An 18,422-nucleotide genomic window follows, 5' to 3' on the forward strand; every position below is an offset into this window, starting at 1 on the left:
GTCGCTGCTCAGTGCGTACCGTCCGAGTTGCTCGACGGGGCACCGCTGACTGAGGCGCCGTCGGCCTGCGCCTGCGCCTTGAGGGCGTCCTTCTCGGCGGGGGTGAGCACGGGCGGCTCGGTGGAGGGCTGGCGCTTGCCGAACCCGTGGTACGGGGCCATCGGCGGGCGCTTCGCCACCCGGGCGCAGATCCGGGCCATGTCGGCGGTGGAGAGGGTTTCCTTCTCCATCAGCTCGAGCACGATGTTGTCCAGGACGTCCCGGTATTCCACCAGGATCTCCCAGGCCTCGTCGTGGGCCAGTTCGATCAGGGCCCGCATCTCGCCGTCGATCTCGGCGGCCACCGAGTCGGAGTAGTCCCGCTCGTGGCCCATGTTGCGGCCGAGGAACGGCTCGTCGCCGCTGGTGCCGTACTTGATCGCACCGAGCTTGGAGCTCATGCCGTACTGGGTGATCATCGCGCGGGCCAACTGGGTGGCCTTCTCGATGTCGTTGCCGGCGCCGGTGGTGGGCTCGTGGAAGACGAGTTCCTCGGCGGCCCGGCCACCCAACGCGTACGCCAGGGTGTCGATCATCTCGGCCCGGGTCTGGGTGTACTTGTCCTCGGTCGGCAGGACCAGGGTGTGGCCCAGCGACCGACCCCGGGACAGGATGGTCACCTTGTGCACCGGCGCGGCGTGCGGCAGCGCCCAGGCGACCAGCGCGTGCCCACCCTCGTGGTACGCGGTGATCTTCTTCTCCTGGTCGCTCATCACCCGGGTCCGGCGCTGCGGACCGGCGATCACCCGGTCGATCGACTCCTCCAGGGAGTCATTGCTGATCGCCCGCTGGTCCTTGCGGGCGGTGAGCAGCGCGGCCTCGTTGATCACGTTGGCCAGGTCGGCGCCGCTGAAGCCGGGGGTACGCCGGGCGACCGAGTCGAGGTCGACGTCGGGCGTGAACGGCTTGCCCTTGGCGTGCACCCGCAGGATGGCCTTGCGGCCCTCCATGTCCGGGGCGTCGACCGGGATCTGCCGGTCGAAGCGGCCCGGGCGCAGCAGCGCCGGGTCGAGGATGTCCGGCCGGTTGGTGGCGGCGATCAGGATGACGCCGCCCTTGGTGTCGAAGCCGTCCATCTCGACGAGGAGTTGGTTGAGCGTCTGCTCCCGCTCGTCGTGGCCGCCGCCCATGCCGGCACCGCGGTGCCGACCGACGGCGTCGATCTCGTCGACGAAGACGATCGCCGGCGCGTTCGACTTGGCCTGCTCGAAGAGGTCGCGGACCCGGCTGGCGCCGACACCGACGAACATCTCCACGAAGTCCGAGCCGGAGATGGAGTAGAACGGCACGCCTGCCTCGCCGGCGACCGCCCGGGCGAGCAGGGTCTTACCGGTACCGGGCGGGCCGAAGAGCAGCACGCCCTTCGGGATCTTGGCGCCCAGGGCCTGGTACTTCGCCGGGTTCTGCAGGAAGTCCTTGATCTCGTGCAGTTCCTCGACGGCCTCGTCCGCCCCGGCCACGTCGGCGAAGGTGGTCTTCGGCGTGTCCTTGGTGATCATCTTCGCCTTGGACTTGCCGAAGTTGAGCACCCGCGAGCCGCCGCCCTGCATCTGCGACATGAAGAACAGCAGCAGGAGCACGAGCAGCGCGATGGGGAGGAGGTTGACCAGCAGGCTCACCCAGATGCTGTCCGAGGAGACCTTGGTGTCGGCCGGGCCGGTGATCCGGTTGGCCGCCTTGGCCGCCAGGACCTCGTTCCAGACCTGGTTGCCCACCTCGTACGGGAACTGGGCCTCGATCCGGTCGGTGGTGGTGTCACCGAACTTGGTCTTCTGCGCGAGGTTGAGCTGGAGCGTCTGCTCCTTGTCCTGGAAGACCGCCTTTTCGATCTTCGCGGTATGGAGCTGGTCGAGCGCCACCGACGTGTCCACGCGGTGGTAGCTGGGGCCAGCCGTGAAGACTTGACTGAGCAAAACGGCGCCGAGGATGACCAGGATGATCCAGACCACCGGTCGGCGGAAGAAACGCGTACGTTCCATGCTGTCGTCGGGCGCCGGGGCGCCCGCATCCTCCTGATCGACGTCCTGACCGTCTGAATGGTGTCGCCGCCTCGGGCGGCGCCGTAGCCGCCGTGCGGGCCGGCCCCGACCCCGGGGCGCGCCAACTGCCGCGCCACGGTCATTCGACGGTACACCGTGCGCGCGAGAAGTGAGCTTGCGAGCCCCGCAGTCGCACACATCCGGAACATCGTTCGTGCCAGATGTGAGCGTGCGGGCCCGGCGCTTACGCGTACGGCGAACCGGGTCTGAGCCGGCGTGACGAGGACTCCCCACCCGACCTTCCGACCGCACGGTCACGCGGTGCGAGGGGTCGGGCGTGGAGGGTGCCTCCACGCCACCGGCCTCTACCGTAGTCCGGAAGGCTGAGAGCCCGCTGAATGTCCGCTTGACGGACCCCGGACGATCAGTTGCGGGCGTACACCTCGGGCTTGAGCACGCCCACGTAGGGCAGCTCCCGGTAGCGCTCGCCGAAGTCCAGGCCGTAGCCGACCACGAACTCGGTCGGGATGTCGAAGCCGACGTACCGGACCGGGACCTCGACCTTGATCGCGTCCGGCTTGCGGAAGAGCGCGACCACCTCGACGCTGGCCGCGGAGCGCGACTCGAGGTAGCGCAGCAGCCAGGAGAGGGTCAGGCCGGAGTCGACGATGTCCTCGACCACCACCACGTGCCGGCCGGCGATGTCCCGGTCCAGGTCCTTGAGGATGCGGACCACGCCGGAGGAGGTGGTGCCCTGGCCGTACGAGGAGATGGCCATGAAGTCCAGTTCGGCGGGCGGGCCCTGGCGGCCCAGCGCCCGGGCGAAGTCGGCCATGAACATGACCGCGCCCTTGAGCACGCAGACGAGCAGGAGACCGTCGTCGACGTGGGCATAGTCCGCGGAGACCTGCTTGGCCAGTTCCGCGGTCTTCTCGCGGATCTGCGCCTCGGAGATGATCACGTGGTCGATGTCGGCGTCGTACCAGGAGCCGTCAGCCATGCTCCTAGCCTGCCGTACGCCGGATGGCCGCCGTCGGCGGGGCCGCCCCATTTGGCGCGGTCCCACCGCGGATTTTCGGCGCAGCTGGCGCAAATCACCTCAGCAGGTGCGGGAGCGCCAGCGGCGGCCGTCGTCGGTCGGCTTCCAGTCGGCCGAGTCGCGGCTGTCGGCGGTCAGCCCGGTCGCGCTGGCGGCCAGGAGGAAGAGCAGGAAGAGCAGGAGCAGGAGGACGGTCATGGCGGCGCTCGCTTTCGCATGGTTGATGTCGATTTCGCCGCCGGTGCGCACCGGACACCAGCAAGTCTGCGCCCGTCCGCACCGGCCGGACAGTGGCAGAGATGCCAATGCACATCGATTTCCTGCCACCTCGTGGGTTACCCTCGTCACATGCTTCGCTCGGTCGCCGTTCTCGCCCTCGACGACGTCGCCGCGTTCGAACTCGGCGTCCTCGCCGAGGTGTTCGGCACCGACCGCACCGCCGACGGCTTCCCCGGCTACCGGTTCGACGTCTGCACGGCCGACGGTGCCCCGGTACGCAGCCGCTCCGGCTTCCTGGTCACCCCGACCGCCGACCTGACCCCGTTCGAGGACGCCGACCTCGTCGCGGTGCCCGCCCACGGCGAGGGGGCACCGGTCCCCGAGCCGGCGCTGGCCGCGCTGCGCCGGGCCGCCGAGCGGGGCGCCTGGGTGTTCAGCGTCTGCTCCGGGGCGTTCGTGCTCGGCGAGGCCGGGCTGCTCGACGGGCGCGACTGCACCACCCACTGGCAGCACGTCGACGACCTGCAACGGCGCTTCCCGGCGGCCCGGGTGCGGTGCAACTCGCTCTACGTGCAGGACGGCCGGCTGCTCACCAGCGCCGGCACCGCCGCCGGGATCGACGCCTGCCTGCACCTGGTCCGCCAGGCGCACGGCTCGGCCACCGCCACCCGGCTGGCCCGGCGGATGGTCGTCCCGCCGCACCGCGACGGCGGCCAGTCCCAGTACGTCGAGGCGCCCATCCCGAAGGCGCCGGAGGCGCCCACCCTGGAGCCGGTGCTGGAATGGCTGATGGGCCACCTGGACCGGACGGTCAGCGTGGACGAGTTGGCCCGCCGGGCCGGGATGGCGCCCCGGACCTTCGCCCGCCGGTTCCGCGCCGAGACCGGCACCACCCCGCACGACTGGCTGACCAACCAGCGGGTGCTGCTGGCCCGGCGGCTGCTGGAGGAGACCCGGCTGAGCGTGGAAACCGTCGCCGGCCAGGCCGGCTTCGGCGACGCCGCCGCCCTGCGGCACCACTTCACCCGCCGGGTCGGCACCACCCCGCAGGCCTACCGGACCACCTTCCGGGAACGCGTCGGGGCCTGATCACCAGCCCAGCATCGCCCCGTCCACCCGCGACTCCGAGCCGGCCACGTACCCGCCCGACGGGTGGCGCCAGATGGCCTGCCCGTACCCGAAGACGGCCGGCTGGTCCGCCACCACCACCTCGTGGCCGCGGGCCCGCAGGGCGTCGACCACCGCGGGATCGAGGTCGGGCTCGACCAGCACGATCCGCCCGGCGTGCCAGTACCAGCGCGGGGTGTCCAGGGCGGCCTGCGGATCCCGCCCGGCGTCGACGGTGGCCGAGACCAACTGCACGTGCCCCTGCGGCTGCATGTGCCCGCCCATCACCCCGAACGGGCCGACCGGCGCCCCGTCCCGGGTCAGGAACCCCGGAATGATGCTGTGGTACGGCCGCTTGGCCGGCCCCACCACGTTCGGGTGCGCCGGCTCCAGCCGGAACCCGAGGCCCCGGTTCTGCAACGCGAAGCCGTACCCGGGCACCACCACGTGCGACCCGAAGGCCATGAACGTCGACTGGATCAGGCTGACCATCATCCCGCCCGAGTCGGCCGTGCAGAGATAGACGGTGCCGCCGCGCTCCGGCTCGCCGGCCACCGGATCACCGGCCCGCTCGGTGACCAGCGCCCGGCGGCCCGCCGCGTACGCCGGGTCCAGCAGGGCCGCGGTCGGCAGGTCGGCCCGCTCCGGATCGGCCACGTACGCGTGGGCGTCGGCGAAACCGAGCTTCACCGCCTCGATCTGCCAGTGCAGCCGCTCCTCCGGGGAGAGCGCGGCCAGCTCCACCCCGTCCAGGACGTTCAGCGCCAGCAGCGCGGCGATCCCCTGCCCGTTCGGCGGCAACTCCCACACCTCGTGCCCCCGGTACCGGACACAGACCGGGTCGACCCAGGTCGAGGTGTGCCCGGCGAGATCGTCGCCGGTGAGGAAACCGCCGGTCCGGGCCGCGTACCCGTCGATCGCCGCCGCGATCCGCCCCCGGTAGAAGTCCGCGGCCCGGCTCTCCGCGATCTGCCGCAGCGTGCCCGCCGCCGCCGGGTTGCGCCACCGCTCCCCCGCCCCGGGGGCGCGGCCGTCCACCGTGAACGTCGGCGCGAACCCGGCGTACTCCGCCCCGGCCAGCCCGGCGTGCCCGGCCACCCCGTAGGCCCAGGTGGCGGCGGTACCCGGGGCCACCGGGAAGCCCTGCTCGGCATACCCGATCGCGTCGGTGAACAGCTCGGCGAAGGGCAGCGAGCCGAACCGCTCGTGCAGGTCCCGCCAGCCGGCCGGGGCGCCCGGCACGGTCACCGGCAGCCAGCCCCGCGCCGGCATCACCGGCCCCACCGCCTGGGCCCCGCCCAACGCCTCGACCGGCTCCGCGCCCCGCCGGTCCGTCGCCGCCAGCACCAGCTCACGGGTCAGCGCCGCCGGGGACCGCCCGGAGGCGTTCAACCCGTGCAGCCGCTCGCCGTCCCAGACGATCGCGAACAGGTCGCCCCCGATGTCGTTGGAGGGCGGCTGCACCACCGTCAGGGTGATCGCGGTGGCCAGCGCCGCGTCGACGGCGTTGCCGCCGCGCCGCAGCACGGCCAGACCCGCGGCCGCCGCGAGCGGTTGGCTGGTCGCGACGGCACCGTTGGGGGCCAGGAGCGGCTGTCTGGGGTACGCCATGCGCCCTGTCTACCGCCTCCGGCGGCTCCCGGCGAGACCCCGACCCGCGCACCCGCCCGCGCCCACGACGGCCGACGGACTCACGACGGCCGGCGCGCTCACGACGGTCGGCGCGCTCACGACATGCGGCATCTCGTGGCTTCCTTCGCGGCGGAAGGGCCGGATTGCCGCAACCGGAGTTGATCACGCCCGGAGGTGGGCGTGCGTGACCGGAGTCGATCTCGCGGCGGGAAGGGCGTGGTGGGACCGTCCCGGTCCATGCCGGTCGCGGAGGGCGGGGCGGTCAGCGGGTGAGGCGGTTGGCGCGCGGCGGTCGCGGAGGGCAGGGCGGTCAGCGGGTGAGGCGGTTGGCGCGCGGCGGTCGCGGAGGGCAGGGCGGTCAGCGGGTGAGACGGTTGGCGCGCGGCGGTCGCGGAGGGCAGGGCGGTCAGCGGGTGAGACGGTTGGCGCGGCGGCGGACCGGGAGGCCGCCCGGCAGGTGCACCGGGCCCTGGCCGTGCCAGTCGGTGATCAGGGCGTCGAGCGCGGCGACGTGCCGCTGCGACAGGGCGGCCGGCGCGGCGCCCAGCTCGCGGGCCCAGGCGTGCAGCACCCGGGTGCGTACCGCCGCCGGCAGCGCGGCCAGCGCGTCGACCGAGAGGCCGCCCTCGGCGCACCGGGCGTCGGCGAGCGCGGCGCCGGCCAGGTCGTCGAGGGCGGCGGTGTCGGCGGCGAGCAGCCGGGCGGTCCGGGCCAGGTTCGCCACCACCCCGGGGCCGAGCGCGTCGACCAGTGCCGGGAGCAGGTCCGCCCGGACCCGCGAGCGGGCGTACGCCGGGTCGGTGTTGTGCGGGTCCTGCCACGGACGGAGGCCGAGGGCGGCGCACGCCGCCCGGGTCTCCTCGCGGGCGACGTCGAGCAGCGGGCGGAGCAGGGGCACCCCGGCCAGGTCCCGGCGCGGCGGCATGCCGGAGAGGCCGCGTGGGCCGGCGCCCCGGGCCAGCGCCAGCAGCACCGTCTCGGCCTGGTCGTCCCGGGTGTGGCCGAGCAGCACCGCGGCGGCGTCGTGCCGGCGGGCGGCGTCGGCCAGTGCCTCGTACCGGGCCGCGCGGGCGGCCGCCTCCGGGCCGCCGGGCCGCCCCGGGACCCGCACCGGCACCGCCTCGACCGGATCGAACCTCTGCTCCCGGGCCCAGGCGGCGACCGCCCCGGCCCGCTCGGCGGAGCCGGGTTGCAGGCCGTGGTCGACGGTGACCAGGCCGGCCCGGCGACCGAGGCGGGGCGCCACGAAGGCGGTCGCGGCGGCCAGCGCGAGTGAATCGGCGCCGCCCGAGCAGGCCACCAGCACCGGTCCGGCCCCGGGCAGCCCGGTCAACGCCCGGCGCACGGCGAGCCGGACGGCGGCCACCGGCGGAGCGAGGGGGGCCCGTGCACCGGCCGCGTTCCGCGCCGGTGCACCCGACCCACCCGCCGCATCGCCCTGCCTCCGCGCCTGGCCGGCCCACGAACCCGACCCGCTCACCGCGCCCGGTCCTTGCGGCTGCCCGACCCGCGAACCCGACCCGCTCACCACGCCCGGTCCCTGCGGCGTGCGGCGCGCGTGCGTGGCGCGTTCGCCCTGCGGGCGCGGGGCCGGGAACCCGGACCACTCGTCGTGCTCACCGGGGGGCGGTTCAGCCGGCGGTCGGGGTGGCGCCGGCCGGCCCGTGCACCCGGGCCACCCAGGCGTCCGGGTCACCCAGCTCGTCGAGCCGGGGCAGGGTCAGCGGCGAGGAGAAAATCTTGTTGAAGCCGGCCATGCCGACCCGGTCGACGACCCCGTGCACGAACTTGCGGCCCTCGGCGTACTGGCGCATCTTGACCTCGACGCCGAGCAGCCGGCGGATCGCCTTCTCCAGCGGGTTGCCGGACTCGCGGCGGCGGTTGAACGCCGCCCGGATCGACTCGACACTGGGGATGACCTGCGGGCCGACCCCGTCCATGACGAACTCGGCGTGCCCTTCCAGCAGGGTCATCAGCGCGGTGAGCCGGTCGAGCACGGCCCGCTGCGCGGGGGTCTGCACGATGTCCAGCACGCTGGCCCGGCTCTCCGGGTCCTTCACCGCGTCGGAGAGGGTGGCGATGCCGCGCCGCAACCGCTCCAGCAGGTGCTCGCCGGCCTGCGCCGCGTCGACGAAGGCCTGCACCTCGCCGAGGAAGTACGCGCGCATCCACGGCACGGCGGTGAACTGCGTCCGGTGGGTCACCTCGTGCAGGCAGACCCAGAGCCGGAAGTCCCGCGGGTCGGCGCCGAGCTTCCGCTCCACCTCGACGATGTTCGGCGCGACCAGCAGCAGCTGGCCGGGGTCACCGGCGAAGACCTCGTACTGGCCGAGCACCCGGCCGGAGAGGTACGCCAGCACGGTGCCGGCCTGCACCCCGGTGAGCCGGGACCCGATCGCCTCGGTCAGCGGGCCGGGGCGCTTGTCGCCGGAGAGGCGGCTCACCAGCGGGCTGATCACCTCCCGCAGCCCGGCGATGTTCGCGGCCGCCCAGTCCCGGCGGTCCACCACCCGGACCGGTGGGTGCGTCACCTGGGAGCGCAGCCCGGTGTAGTCGGCGACGTGCCCGGCCGCCTCCTCGGTCAGCCGTCGCAGCTCGCCCACCACGTCGGTGGCCTCGGCGTACGACACCCGAGGGCCCGACTTGCCCAGGGCCCCCGCGGTCGCGGCGGCCAGATCCCAGTCCACGAACTGCGCCATGGACCCACCGTACCCGCGCCGCGACACCCCAACCGGAGATCGACGGCGGTCGCAGCCGCTCAGCGGCAGCCGCAGCGGGCCAGCGCGGAGCTGATCCGGTCGAGCGCCTGCCGGGTCGCGTCGAGGCTGCCCCCCGGGGTCCGGTCGGTCAGTACGGCGAAGGTGAGCAGCCGACCGTCGGCCGTGGTGACCAGCCCGGCGATCGCGTTCACCCCGGTCAGCGTGCCGGTCTTGGCCCGGACCACGCCGGCCCCGGCCTTCGTCACCGACGCCTGGTAGCGCCCGTCCAGGGTGCCGGACCAGCCGCCCACGGGCAGGCCGCCGAAGATCGCCGCCAGTTCGGGATGGCTGCCGTTGCCGGCCAGGGTGATCAGGTCGGTGAGCAGCGAAGGGCTGATCCGGTTGGTGCGGGACAGCCCGCTGCCGTCGGCCAGGGTGATCTCGTCGGCCGGCAGGCCCAGCTCGCCGAGCACCTGGTCGGTGGCGGCCGCCCCGCCGGCGAACGACGCCGGCTTGCCCTTGGCGAGCGCCACCTGCCGGGCCATCGCCTCCGCGATCACGTTGTCGCTGTCGCTGATCATGATGTCGACCAGGCGGACCACCGGCAGCGACTCGACCGTGCCCAGCTCGCTGCCGGGAGCCGGCGCGCCGGTGGCCGAGGCGCTGGCGGCGGCCGGCGCGGTGCCCCGCTTCACCTGGGCGTCCGCGGGGAGGCCGAGCAGCTTGGCGAACTGCCGGCCGGCGGTCAGATCGGGCTGCGGGACCCGCTCGGCGGCGTGGTTGGTGTCCTCGGCGGTCCGGCGGGCCTCCGCCGCGTCCCGCCGGGCACCGTCGGTCATCAGCGCGGTGATCGCCGCCCCGAAGCCGCCGGTCGGGATGTCGGCGTCCCAACCCGGCTCGTACACCGGGCCGGTGAAGCGCGACGAGTCGACGATGACCCTGGTCGGCGCGGTGCCGCCGAGCGCCTTCCGGACCTGGGCGGCCAGGTCGTCGAGCCGGGCCGCACCCGGGTAGAAGCCGTTCTTGTCGACCGCGAGGGTCGGGTCGCCGCCGCCCACGAGCACCACCTCGCCGGGGTTGGCGCCGGCCACCGCCCGGGTCGGGATCCGGTACGCGGGACCGCGGGCGGCCAGCACCGCCACCCCGGTGGCGAGCTTGGTCACCGAGGCGGGCACGGTCGGGGTGTCCTGACCGGCGCCGTAGAGCTCCTGGCCGGTGACCACGTCGGCCACGGACACGTGCACCCGGTCGCCGAGCGCGGCCGCGCCGACCAGCGGCTGGAGCGCGGCGCGTACCCCGTCGGGGGTCGGTTGGGGCGCGTTGGCGTCCGGGCCGGCGAGCACCGCCGGCGGGTCGGGCTCGGGTGGCCGGGCGCCGGCGGTCGGCGAGCCGGCCTCGCTCCCCAGCCAGCCGGCCACCGGTCCGGGGCGGACCACGGCGAGCCCGACGCCGGCCAGGACGAGCACCAGCACCGTGGCGAGCAGTGCGACCAGCCGGCCGCGTCGGGGCCGTGCGGGCGGGGTGGGTGGGGCCGGTGCGGCGCCGTAGGGCGGGACGGGCGGGCTGACCGGGATGCCGGTGGCGTCCGACCCGGGCCAGCTCACCGGGGCGGCCGGGCCGGCGCCGCCCTGCCGGGCGTCGGCCGGCCGGCCGGGAGCGGTGCCGTACCCGCGGGGATCGGCCGGACCGGCGGAAGCCGCCCCGTACTGGCGGGGGTCGGACGGCGCGGTGCCGTACGTGGGAGCGGCGGGAGCGGTGCCGTACTGGCGGGGGTCGGAGGGACCGGCGGCGCGGCCCACCGGGGCGGACCCGGCGGCCGGACCGGGGTGGCCGACAGGGCTGACCCCCGGGACCCGGACCCGGCCGGTGGCGCCGCCCGAAGTGGAAGGGCCGGAGTTCCGCCCGTCAACCCCTTCGGGGCGGTAGTGTGAATCTTCCCTCCCCACGACCCCCTCCTCCCCCGCATCGAAGCGCCCTGGGTGACACTACTTCGGTCCGAACACTATGCGGTTGCCAGAGCCGACGGGTGGGCATTCACCTGGGCGGGAGCGGCGCCACTGGTTCCGTTAGCCAGCGTGGGCAAACGAGGGAGCGTGGAAGATGGATTTCGACGTCACGGTTGAGATCCCGAAGGGGCACCGCAACAAGTACGAGGTCGACCACGCGACCGGCCGGATCCGGCTGGACCGCACCCTCTTCACCTCCACGCAGTACCCGGCCGACTACGGCTTCATCGAGGGCACCCTGGGCGAGGACGGCGACCCGCTGGACGCCCTGGTGCTGGTCCCCGAGCCCACCTTCCCGGGCTGCCTGATCCGCTGCCGCACGATCGGCATGTTCCGGATGACGGACGAGAAGGGCGGCGACGACAAGGTCCTCTGCGTGCCCTACGAGGACCCGCGCCAGGAGCACCTGCGGGACATCCACCACCTGGGTGAGTTCGACCGGCTGGAGATCCAGCACTTCTTCGAGGTGTACAAGGACCTGGAGCCGGGCAAGTCGGTCGAGGGCGCGACCTGGGTGGGCCGCACCGAGGCCGAGGCCGAGATCCGGGCCTCGTACCAGCGTGCGCGGGAGGCCGCCGAGCGCGGCGAGACGCTGCACTGAACTGACCTGACCTGCGTCGCCGGGCCCGGGCCGCTCAGCCGAGCGACCCGGGCCCGCGCGCGTGGGCGGCTCAGCCGAGCAGACCGCGGGCCCGGTCGTAGAGGTCCAGCACCGCGCAGGCCACCGGGACCACGGAGACCACCAGCGCCGTGTCCGTGAGGTCGGCCAGCCGGCCGAGGTACGGCGAGACCGGCCGCCGGGCGTACGTGGCGCCGGCCGTCACGGCGATCAGGGCCAGCAGCAGCCCGCCGACGGCCAGCGCGAGCCGCCCGGCCGGCGCACCGCCCTGGACGAGAACCGCGCCGAGCAGGGCGTACCCGGTGAGGCCGGCGGCCACGGCGGGCACCCGGTGGCGGACCGCCACGAAGAGCCGGCTGCGCAGCAGCAGCACGGCGCAACCAACCGCGGCGAGCAGCCGGCCGGCCGGCCCGCCCGTGCCGACCAGCACCGTGGTGGCGGCGACGGCCAGCACGGCGTGCCCGAGCAGCAGCCCGGTGAGCACCTCCTCGGTCCGGGCCACCGCGGCGTGCACCCGCCCCCGGTCGGGCAGGTCGCGCACCCCGTCCGGCCCGGCATCGGCGGTACCGGCCGGCAGGGTGACCGGCGGCAGCGGGACCTTGCCGAGCCGTAGGGCCAGCAGCGGCAGGCCGCCGACGGCGAAGACCAGCACGGCGAGCAGCACCGCGGCGGTGTCGGCCGGGTCGAGGAGAAGCCCGCCGAGGGCGCTCGCCGCGCCCGCCGCGCCGGTGGCCGCGCCGGCCACGAAGATCCGGGCCCGGCTGGCCACCCCGAGCAGGCCGAGCACCGACACCAGCAGCAGGCCCACCGCGCCGGCCAGCAGCTCGGGAGCGCCGACCCAGCGCAGCGGCCCGGCCGGGCCGACCGGGTCGCCGGAGGTCACCGCCAGGGCGCCGGCCGCGGCGGCGTACGGCAGGGCGTACCCGCCGAGGGCGGCGCCGGCCGGCCCGTCCCCGTACGCCCGGGAGGCGGCGGTGCCGGCGAGCACCAGCAGCAGCGCGACCGCGGCCGCGACCGGCCAGCCGGCCGGTTGCCCGGGCCCGGCGGCCAGCACGGCGGCCAGGCCGACGGCCAGCGGCAGGGCCGCCCCGACCAGGGTGGCCGCCCGGGTGGCCCGGGGGGACCAGGCGGCGCCCCGGCGCCGGGCCCCGTCGGCGATCACCTCGACCACGTCGTCGTACTCCAGCTCCGGCCACTCGGCGCGGGCCGGCACGAGGTGCAGCACCTCGCCGTCGCGGATCCCCTGGGGCAGCAGCGCCTGGGCGGTGGCCAGCACCGCGCCGTCCGTACGGCGCAGCACCCAGCCGCCGTGCCGCTCCCCGTCGTCGGCCAGCCCGTCCCCGGCGTGCCGGAGCACCTCCGGCAGCAGCTCGGCCAGCGGAACCTGCTCCGGCAGCGCGACGTCGACCCGCCGCTGCGGGGTGCTGATCGTGACCCGAGCCAGCCCGGTTGTCATCGAGGCATCTCCATATCGAACGGTACGGGTGACTGACGGACGACAGGACTTTACCTACGATGAGCCAGGCTCGGGTTACCCAGAGTGGGGGAGGTTGGGTGTCCACTGTCGTCATCCGTCGGCCACCGCGCCGTCCGGCGCCGGAGATCCCGGCCGGCGAGCTGCCCGTCGAGGCGCCGCCGGAGATCCCCGTGCTGGCCGGCGGGCGCTGGCAGCAGGCGTTGCTGGTGCTGCCCATGCTCGGCGGCACGGTCGCGATGGCGATGATGTTCGGCCGGGGCGGCGGGGCCTACGCGTACGTGGTGGGCGGCATGTTCGGCCTCTCCTCGGTGGCGATGCTGGTGACCTCGTGGGGCAGCGCCGGCCCGCGGAAGTCGGAGCTGATGGCCGCCCGCCGGGAATACCTGCGCCACCTGGCCGCGCTGCGCCGCCGGGTCCGGGCCACCGCCGGGGCGCAGCGGGCTGGGCTGTACTACCGGCATCCCGACCCGGGCCGGCTCTGGTCGACGGTGGACAGCCACCGGGTCTGGGAGCGCCGGCCGGGTGACCCGGACTTCGCGGTGGTCCGGGTCGGGGTGGGCCCGCAGACCCTGGCCACCCCGCTGGTGCCGCCGGTCACCCGGCCGCTGGAGGAGTTGGAGCCGATGACGGCGGGGGCGCTGCGGCGCTTCCTCGACGCGTACTCGGTGGTGCCCGACCTGCCGGTGGCGCTCTCGCTGCGCAGCTTCGCCCGGGTCTTCGTCCGTGGCCCGGGCGCGGGACAGCGCCGGGCTGGCGGGGCCGACCCGGCACGGTCCGGGGCCGGCGGCCGGGACGCGGGCTCGCCCGAGGCGCAGGCGCTGGCCCGGGCGCTGCTCACCCAGCTCGCCGTCTTCCATGCCCCGGACGAGCTGCTGATCGCGGTCTGCGCCGGCCCGGAGCGGCGCGGGCGCTGGGAGTGGGTGAAGTGGCTGCCGCACGCCCACCATCCGCGCCGCGCCGACGCGCTCGGCCCGGTCCGGCTGGTCACCAGCGCCGCCGCCGAGCTGGAACGGCTCCTCGACGACGTGCTGGCCAGCCGGTCCCGGTTCAGCCCGGCCGGCCCGGCCACCGACGGCCCGCACGTCGTGGTGCTCCTCGACGGCGGCGACCTGACCGGGGCGACCGGCCTGGTCGGGGACGGTGGCATCGACGCGGTCACCGTGCTGGACCTGGACACCCCGCCGCCCCGCCTGCTCGACCGGTACGCCCTCCTGCTCGACCTGGTCGACGGGCGGCTGCACTCGTACTCCGTCGAGGGGCACGCGGAGGTCGGCGCGGCCGACGCGCTGGCACTCGCCGACGCGGAGGCGGTGGCCCGCCGGCTGGCCCCGCTGCGGCTGGCCGGCGCGGTACGCGGTCCGGACGCCCCGCCCGGCGCCGAGCTCGGCCTGCCGGAGCTGCTCGGCCTCGGCGATCCGGAGAACTTCACCGCCGAGCAGGGCTGGGCGCCCCGGGCCGCCCGGGACCGGCTGCGGGTGCCGATCGGGGTGGGCGCCGACGGCGGCGCGATCGAGCTGGACCTCAAGGAGTCCGCACAGGACGGCATGGGCCCGCACGGCCTGCTCATCGGCGCCACCGGCTCCGGAAAGTCGGAGCTGCTCCGCACCCTGGTGCTCGGGCTGGCCGCGACGCACAGCTCGGAACAGCTCAACTTCGTGCTGGTCGACTTCAAGGGCGGGGCCACCTTCGCGCCGTTCGAGCGGCTGCCGCACACCGCCGCGGTGATCACCAACCTGGCCGACGCGCTGCCGCTGGTGGACCGGATGGTCGCCGCGATCAACGGCGAGCTGATGCGGCGCCAGGAGCTGCTCCGCCGGGCCGGCAACTTCGCCGGCCTGCGGGACTACGAGCGGGCCCGGGCCGCGGGTACCCCGCTCGCCCCGCTGCCGTCGCTGCTGCTGATCTGCGACGAGTTCTCCGAGCTGCTCTCCGCCAAGCCCGACTTCATCGACCTGTTCGTGCAGATCGGCCGGCTGGGCCGGTCGCTCGGCGTGCATCTGCTGCTGGCCAGCCAGCGGCTGGAGGAGGGGCGGCTGCGCGGGCTGGACACCCACCTGTCGTACCGGATCGGGTTGCGCACCTTCTCGGCGTTGGAGTCCCGGACGGTGCTCGGCGTGCCGGACGCCCACGAGCTGCCCCGCAGCCCGGGGCACGGCTACCTGCGCGCGGGCACCGACCCGCTGGTCCGGTTCAAGGCCGCGTACGTCTCCGGCCCGGTCCGCCGCCGCACCGGCCCGGACGGCGGGGTCGGCGGCGGCGCGTCCCGGCTGCTGGCCTTCTCCACCCACCTGGTGCCGGTCCCCGAGCCGGCCCCGGCCGCCGCGCCGCCGGCCGAGGAGGACCGGGAGTCCCTGCTCGACCTGCTGGTCGGCCGGCTGGCCGGGCAGGGGCCGCCGGCGCACCAGGTGTGGCTGCCGCCGCTGGACGGCTCGCCCACGCTCGACGAGCTGCTCGGCCCGGTCGGCGCCGACCCGGCCCGCGGGCTCACCGTGGCGAACCCGGAGCTGCACGGCGCCCTCCAGGTCCCGGTGGCCGTGCTGGACAAGCCCTTCGAGCAGCGCCGGGACCTGTACTGGTTGGCCCTGGGGGGTGCCGCCGGGCACGTGGCGGTGGTGGGCACCGCCCGCAGCGGCCGGTCCACCCTGCTGCGCACGCTGATCTGCGCGCTGGCCCTCACCCACACCCCGGCCGAGGCGCAGGTCTACTGCCTCGACTTCGGCGGTGGGACGCTCGGCGCGCTGCGCGACCTGCCGCACGTCGGCGGGGTGGCGGGGCGCGCCGACGACACCGCGGTGCGCCGGACCGTCGGGGAGATCACCACGCTGCTCGCCCGGCGGGAGCGGCACTTCGCCGAGGCGGGGGTGGAGTCGGTGGCGGCGTGGCGACGGCGGCGGGCGGCCGCGCTGGCCGGCGGGCAGCCGGGCACCGACCCGTTCGGCGACGTGTTCCTGGTGATCGACGGCTGGAACGCCCTGCGCAGCGACTACGAGGAGCTGGAACCGCTGGTCACCGAGCTGGCCACCCGGGGCCTGACGTACGGGGTGCACGTGGTCGCCAGCGCCTTGCGCTGGTCGGATTTCCGGCCGGCGATCCGGGACCTCTTCGGGTCCAGGTTGGAGCTGCGCCTCGGTGACCCGGCCGACTCGGTGCTGGTGAAGCGCCCGGTCGCGGACAGCGTCCCGGAGCAGCGGCCGGGGCGGGGGATCGCCCCGGGCGGGCTGCATTTCCTCGCCGCCGAGCCCACGGTCGCCGCGCTGGGCTCCGGCACGGCGGACCTGGTGAAGGCGGTCGCCTCGGCGTGGGCCGGCCCGGCCGCGCCCCCGGTACGCCTGCTCCCACCGGTGCTGCCGTACGCCGCGCTGGACCACGCCGCGACCAGCGGGCTGGCCTTCCCGATCGGGATCGCCGAGGCGGACCTGCGCCCGGTGGTGCTGGACTTCGCCGTGGAGCCCAACTTCGTGGTCTTCGGCGACGCCGAGTGCGGCAAGTCGTCGTTCCTGCGGGCGCTGGCCACCTCGATCGTCAACCGGTTCGCCCCGGACGAGGCCCGGGTGATCCTGGTGGACTACCGGCGCAGTCTGATGGGTGCCATCGAGAGCCCGCACCTGATCGGGTACGGCATGGCCGCCCCGCACACCACCGAGCTGATCGAGTCGGCGGCCGGCTACCTGCGCGGCCGGCAGCCGGGGCCCGAGGTCACCCCGGCGGAGCTGCGCAGCCGGTCGTGGTGGACCGGGCCGGAGCTGTTCGTGCTGGTGGACGACTACGACCTGGTGGCCGGTGGGCCGTCGAACCCGTTGCGGGCGCTGGAGGAGCACCTGCCGCACGCCCGGGACGTCGGCCTGCACCTGGTGCTGGCCCGCCGGGCGGCCGGCTCCGGCCGGACCTCGTTCGAGCCGATCGTGCAGCGGCTGCGGGAGCTGTCCACGCCGGGCCTGGTGATGTCGGGCGGCCCCGAGGAGGGGGCGCTGGTCGGCCAGGTCAAGGCGGGTCCGCTGCCTCCGGGGCGGGGTCGGTTGGTGACCCGGCGCGACGGCGTACGGCTGGTCCAGCTGGCCCACCTGCCAACGGGATGAACGGTGTCACCGTCTTGCACCGTGGCGTACGCGAAAACCGGTAATCTCCGAGCAGCATGATGCTGACGCGATGAATGGCTGGGGAATGTGAGCAGGGATCGGCAGGGTGGCCGGACGGCGGCCCGGCGGCTCGCCGGGCGGGCGCTGCTCGGTGCGGCGGCCGCGGCGGTCGCCCTGGCCGGCCCGCCGGCGCCGCCCGCGCACGCCGCTCCGGCCCGGTCAGCCGCGCTGGCCCAGTCACCGGCCCTGGCCCAGTCACCGGCCCTGGCCCGGTCGGCCGCGCTCGCGCAGTCACCCGCGCTGGGCCGGTCACCGGCGTTGGGGCGGACGGCCGCGCTGGCTCCGGAGCCCGGCTGGGTGGCGCCGGCCGGGGTGCCGACCCGGACGGACCAGGTCCGCGAGGAGCAGTGGCAGCTGGACGCGCTCAACGCGAAGGCCGCCTGGCAGATCTCGACCGGTCGCGGCGTGGTGGTCGCCGTCATCGACTCCGGTGTGGACGGTTCCCACCCGGACCTGGCCGGCCAGGTGCTCCCCGGCGTCGACCTGGTCACCCCGGACGGGTCGGAGGGCCCCGACCCGGTCGGGCACGGCACCACGGTCGCCGGCCTGATCGCCGGGCGCAACGACGACGACCGGGGCGTGGTCGGCCTGGCCCCGGACGCCCGGATCCTGCCGGTCCGGGTGCTCGACGACGAGAACCGGTACGACGACGCGATGATCGTCGCCAAGGGAGTGCGCTGGGCGGTCGACCACGGGGCAAGGGTGATCAACCTGTCCCTCGGCGGCAGCGGGACCAGCCCGGCCCTGGCCGCCGCCCTCGACTACGCCTTCGCCCGGGACGTGGTGGTGGTCGCCTGCACCGGCAACCTGGCCACCTCGAGCAGCCCCAAGGTCTGGTACCCGGCCCGGGAGCCGGGGGTGATCGCGGTCGCCGGCCTGGACCGCAGCGCGAGGAACCTCTGGTCCGGCTCGATCACCGGGCACGAGACCGTGCTCACCGCCCCGGCGACGGCGCTCTACGGCGCCCGCCCCGAGGGGTACTGGCGGGTACAGGGGACCAGCTTCGCGTCCCCACTGGTCGCCGCGGCCGCCGCGCTGGTCCGGTCCCGCTGGCCGCAGATGTCCGCCGGCGAGGTGGTCAACCGGCTCATCAGCACGGCCAGGGACCTGGGTCCGACGGCACGCGACGACCGGTTCGGCTACGGCATGGTGGACCCGGTGGCCGCGCTGACCGTCGACGTACCGCCGGTGTTGAGCAACCCGCTGGACGACAACGACCCGCCCGGGGTGGTCGGCTTCGGCCCGGCGCCGGGCGCCGACCGGGACACCCGGGCCGCCGCGGCCGGGCAGGGTGGCAACCCGTTCGGCCTGCCCGGGCCGACGCAGCAGGCCCGGTGGTCGGCGCGGCCGGCCGGCCAGCCGGACGACAGCGCTCCGGACCGGCTCTGGACCGGCCTCCCGCTCCTCGTCGCCCTGGTGACCGGCGCGGCGCTGATGGTCCGCCGGTTCCGGCAGACCCGCCGCTGACTC

13 protein-coding genes are annotated in these 18,422 nt (G+C 75.4%); 5 read left to right on the top strand and 8 right to left on the bottom strand.

Annotation, left to right across the window (positions count from 1 at the left end):
• Positions 1 to 8 precede the first annotated feature (8 nt).
• Entirely contained in the window at positions 9 to 1,973 is a 1,965-nt protein-coding gene (ftsH, locus tag AB0I11_RS10780) for an ATP-dependent zinc metalloprotease FtsH (protein WP_357317137.1), read from the bottom strand.
• Between ftsH and AB0I11_RS10785 the strand changes: the two genes are divergently transcribed.
• Entirely contained in the window at positions 1,878 to 2,075 is a 198-nt protein-coding gene (locus tag AB0I11_RS10785) for a hypothetical protein (RefSeq protein WP_357317165.1), read from the top strand. The two genes, ftsH and AB0I11_RS10785, sit on opposite strands and share 96 nt — an antisense overlap.
• 367 nt (positions 2,076 to 2,442) lie before the next feature.
• Here the strand turns inward: AB0I11_RS10785 and hpt are convergent, their stop codons facing one another.
• Positions 2,443 to 3,018, bottom strand: coding sequence for a hypoxanthine phosphoribosyltransferase (hpt, locus tag AB0I11_RS10790; RefSeq protein ID WP_357316873.1), 576 nt, complete (start codon positions 3,016 to 3,018; stop codon positions 2,443 to 2,445).
• Positions 3,019 to 3,117: 99 nt separating this feature from the next.
• Positions 3,118 to 3,255 carry a hypothetical protein gene (locus AB0I11_RS10795; protein ID WP_357316876.1) on the bottom strand — a complete coding sequence of 46 codons (138 nt, stop codon included), beginning with the start codon at positions 3,253 to 3,255 and terminating at the stop codon, positions 3,118 to 3,120.
• A 150-nt stretch (positions 3,256 to 3,405) separates the two neighbouring features.
• On the opposite strand from AB0I11_RS10795, the gene AB0I11_RS10800 reads away from it, so the two are divergent.
• Positions 3,406 to 4,365 carry a helix-turn-helix domain-containing protein gene (locus AB0I11_RS10800; RefSeq protein WP_357316879.1) on the top strand — a complete coding sequence of 320 codons (960 nt, stop codon included), beginning with the start codon at positions 3,406 to 3,408 and terminating at the stop codon, positions 4,363 to 4,365.
• Here AB0I11_RS10800 and AB0I11_RS10805 read toward each other — a convergent pair whose 3' ends face one another.
• The 4 genes from AB0I11_RS10805 to dacB all read right to left on the bottom strand — a co-directional run bounded on the left by AB0I11_RS10805 (position 4,366) and on the right by dacB (position 10,288).
• Positions 4,366 to 5,994 (bottom strand): gamma-glutamyltransferase family protein, encoded by a 1,629-nt coding sequence (locus AB0I11_RS10805; protein WP_357316883.1) that lies wholly within the window; start codon positions 5,992 to 5,994, stop codon positions 4,366 to 4,368.
• A gap of 427 nt (positions 5,995 to 6,421) precedes the next feature.
• Positions 6,422 to 7,381 (bottom strand): tRNA lysidine(34) synthetase TilS, encoded by a 960-nt coding sequence (tilS, locus tag AB0I11_RS10810; protein WP_357316886.1) that lies wholly within the window; start codon positions 7,379 to 7,381, stop codon positions 6,422 to 6,424.
• 265 nt (positions 7,382 to 7,646) lie between these two features.
• Positions 7,647 to 8,714, bottom strand: a complete 1,068-nt coding sequence (locus AB0I11_RS10815; protein WP_357316889.1) for a zinc-dependent metalloprotease — start codon at positions 8,712 to 8,714, stop codon at positions 7,647 to 7,649.
• Positions 8,715 to 8,773: 59 nt separating this feature from the next.
• Entirely contained in the window at positions 8,774 to 10,288 is a 1,515-nt protein-coding gene (gene dacB, locus AB0I11_RS10820) for a D-alanyl-D-alanine carboxypeptidase/D-alanyl-D-alanine-endopeptidase (RefSeq protein WP_357317140.1), read from the bottom strand.
• Between the two features lie 526 nt (positions 10,289 to 10,814).
• Here dacB and AB0I11_RS10825 point away from each other — a divergent pair.
• Positions 10,815 to 11,321: an inorganic diphosphatase gene (locus AB0I11_RS10825; RefSeq protein ID WP_357316892.1), complete on the top strand. Its 507-nt coding sequence runs from the start codon at positions 10,815 to 10,817 to the stop codon at positions 11,319 to 11,321.
• Positions 11,322 to 11,391: 70 nt separating this feature from the next.
• On the opposite strand, the gene eccD is transcribed toward AB0I11_RS10825, so the two are convergent.
• The gene (gene eccD, locus AB0I11_RS10830) at positions 11,392 to 12,795 is read right to left on the bottom strand and encodes a type VII secretion integral membrane protein EccD (RefSeq protein ID WP_357316895.1); all 1,404 of its coding nucleotides are present in this window, start codon (positions 12,793 to 12,795) and stop codon (positions 11,392 to 11,394) included.
• 98 nt (positions 12,796 to 12,893) lie between these two features.
• On the opposite strand from eccD, the gene eccCa reads away from it, so the two are divergent.
• The gene (gene eccCa / locus AB0I11_RS10835; protein WP_357316898.1) at positions 12,894 to 16,892 is read left to right on the top strand and encodes a type VII secretion protein EccCa; all 3,999 of its coding nucleotides are present in this window, start codon (positions 12,894 to 12,896) and stop codon (positions 16,890 to 16,892) included.
• An 87-nt stretch (positions 16,893 to 16,979) separates the two neighbouring features.
• Entirely contained in the window at positions 16,980 to 18,419 is a 1,440-nt protein-coding gene (gene mycP / locus AB0I11_RS10840; protein WP_357316901.1) for a type VII secretion-associated serine protease mycosin, read from the top strand.
• Positions 18,420 to 18,422: the final 3 nt, after the last annotated feature.

This window comes from Micromonospora sp. NPDC050495 (assembly GCF_040655175.1).
Lineage (GTDB): Bacteria > Actinomycetota > Actinomycetes > Mycobacteriales > Micromonosporaceae > Micromonospora.

What these genes read in the sequence shown, in the direction of transcription:
- AB0I11_RS10785 (WP_357317165.1), top strand. Translation starts at nt 1,878, where the DNA reads ATGGAGCTGGTCGAGCGCCACCGACGTGTCCACGCGGTGGTAGCTGGG.
- hpt (WP_357316873.1), bottom strand. Translation starts at nt 3,018, where the DNA reads ATGGCTGACGGCTCCTGGTACGACGCCGACATCGACCACGTGATCATC.
- AB0I11_RS10795 (WP_357316876.1), bottom strand. Translation starts at nt 3,255, where the DNA reads ATGACCGTCCTCCTGCTCCTGCTCTTCCTGCTCTTCCTCCTGGCCGCC.
- AB0I11_RS10800 (WP_357316879.1), top strand. Translation starts at nt 3,406, where the DNA reads ATGCTTCGCTCGGTCGCCGTTCTCGCCCTCGACGACGTCGCCGCGTTC.
- AB0I11_RS10805 (WP_357316883.1), bottom strand. Translation starts at nt 5,994, where the DNA reads ATGGCGTACCCCAGACAGCCGCTCCTGGCCCCCAACGGTGCCGTCGCG.
- AB0I11_RS10815 (WP_357316889.1), bottom strand. Translation starts at nt 8,714, where the DNA reads ATGGCGCAGTTCGTGGACTGGGATCTGGCCGCCGCGACCGCGGGGGCC.
- AB0I11_RS10825 (WP_357316892.1), top strand. Translation starts at nt 10,815, where the DNA reads ATGGATTTCGACGTCACGGTTGAGATCCCGAAGGGGCACCGCAACAAG.
- eccD (WP_357316895.1), bottom strand. Translation starts at nt 12,795, where the DNA reads ATGACAACCGGGCTGGCTCGGGTCACGATCAGCACCCCGCAGCGGCGG.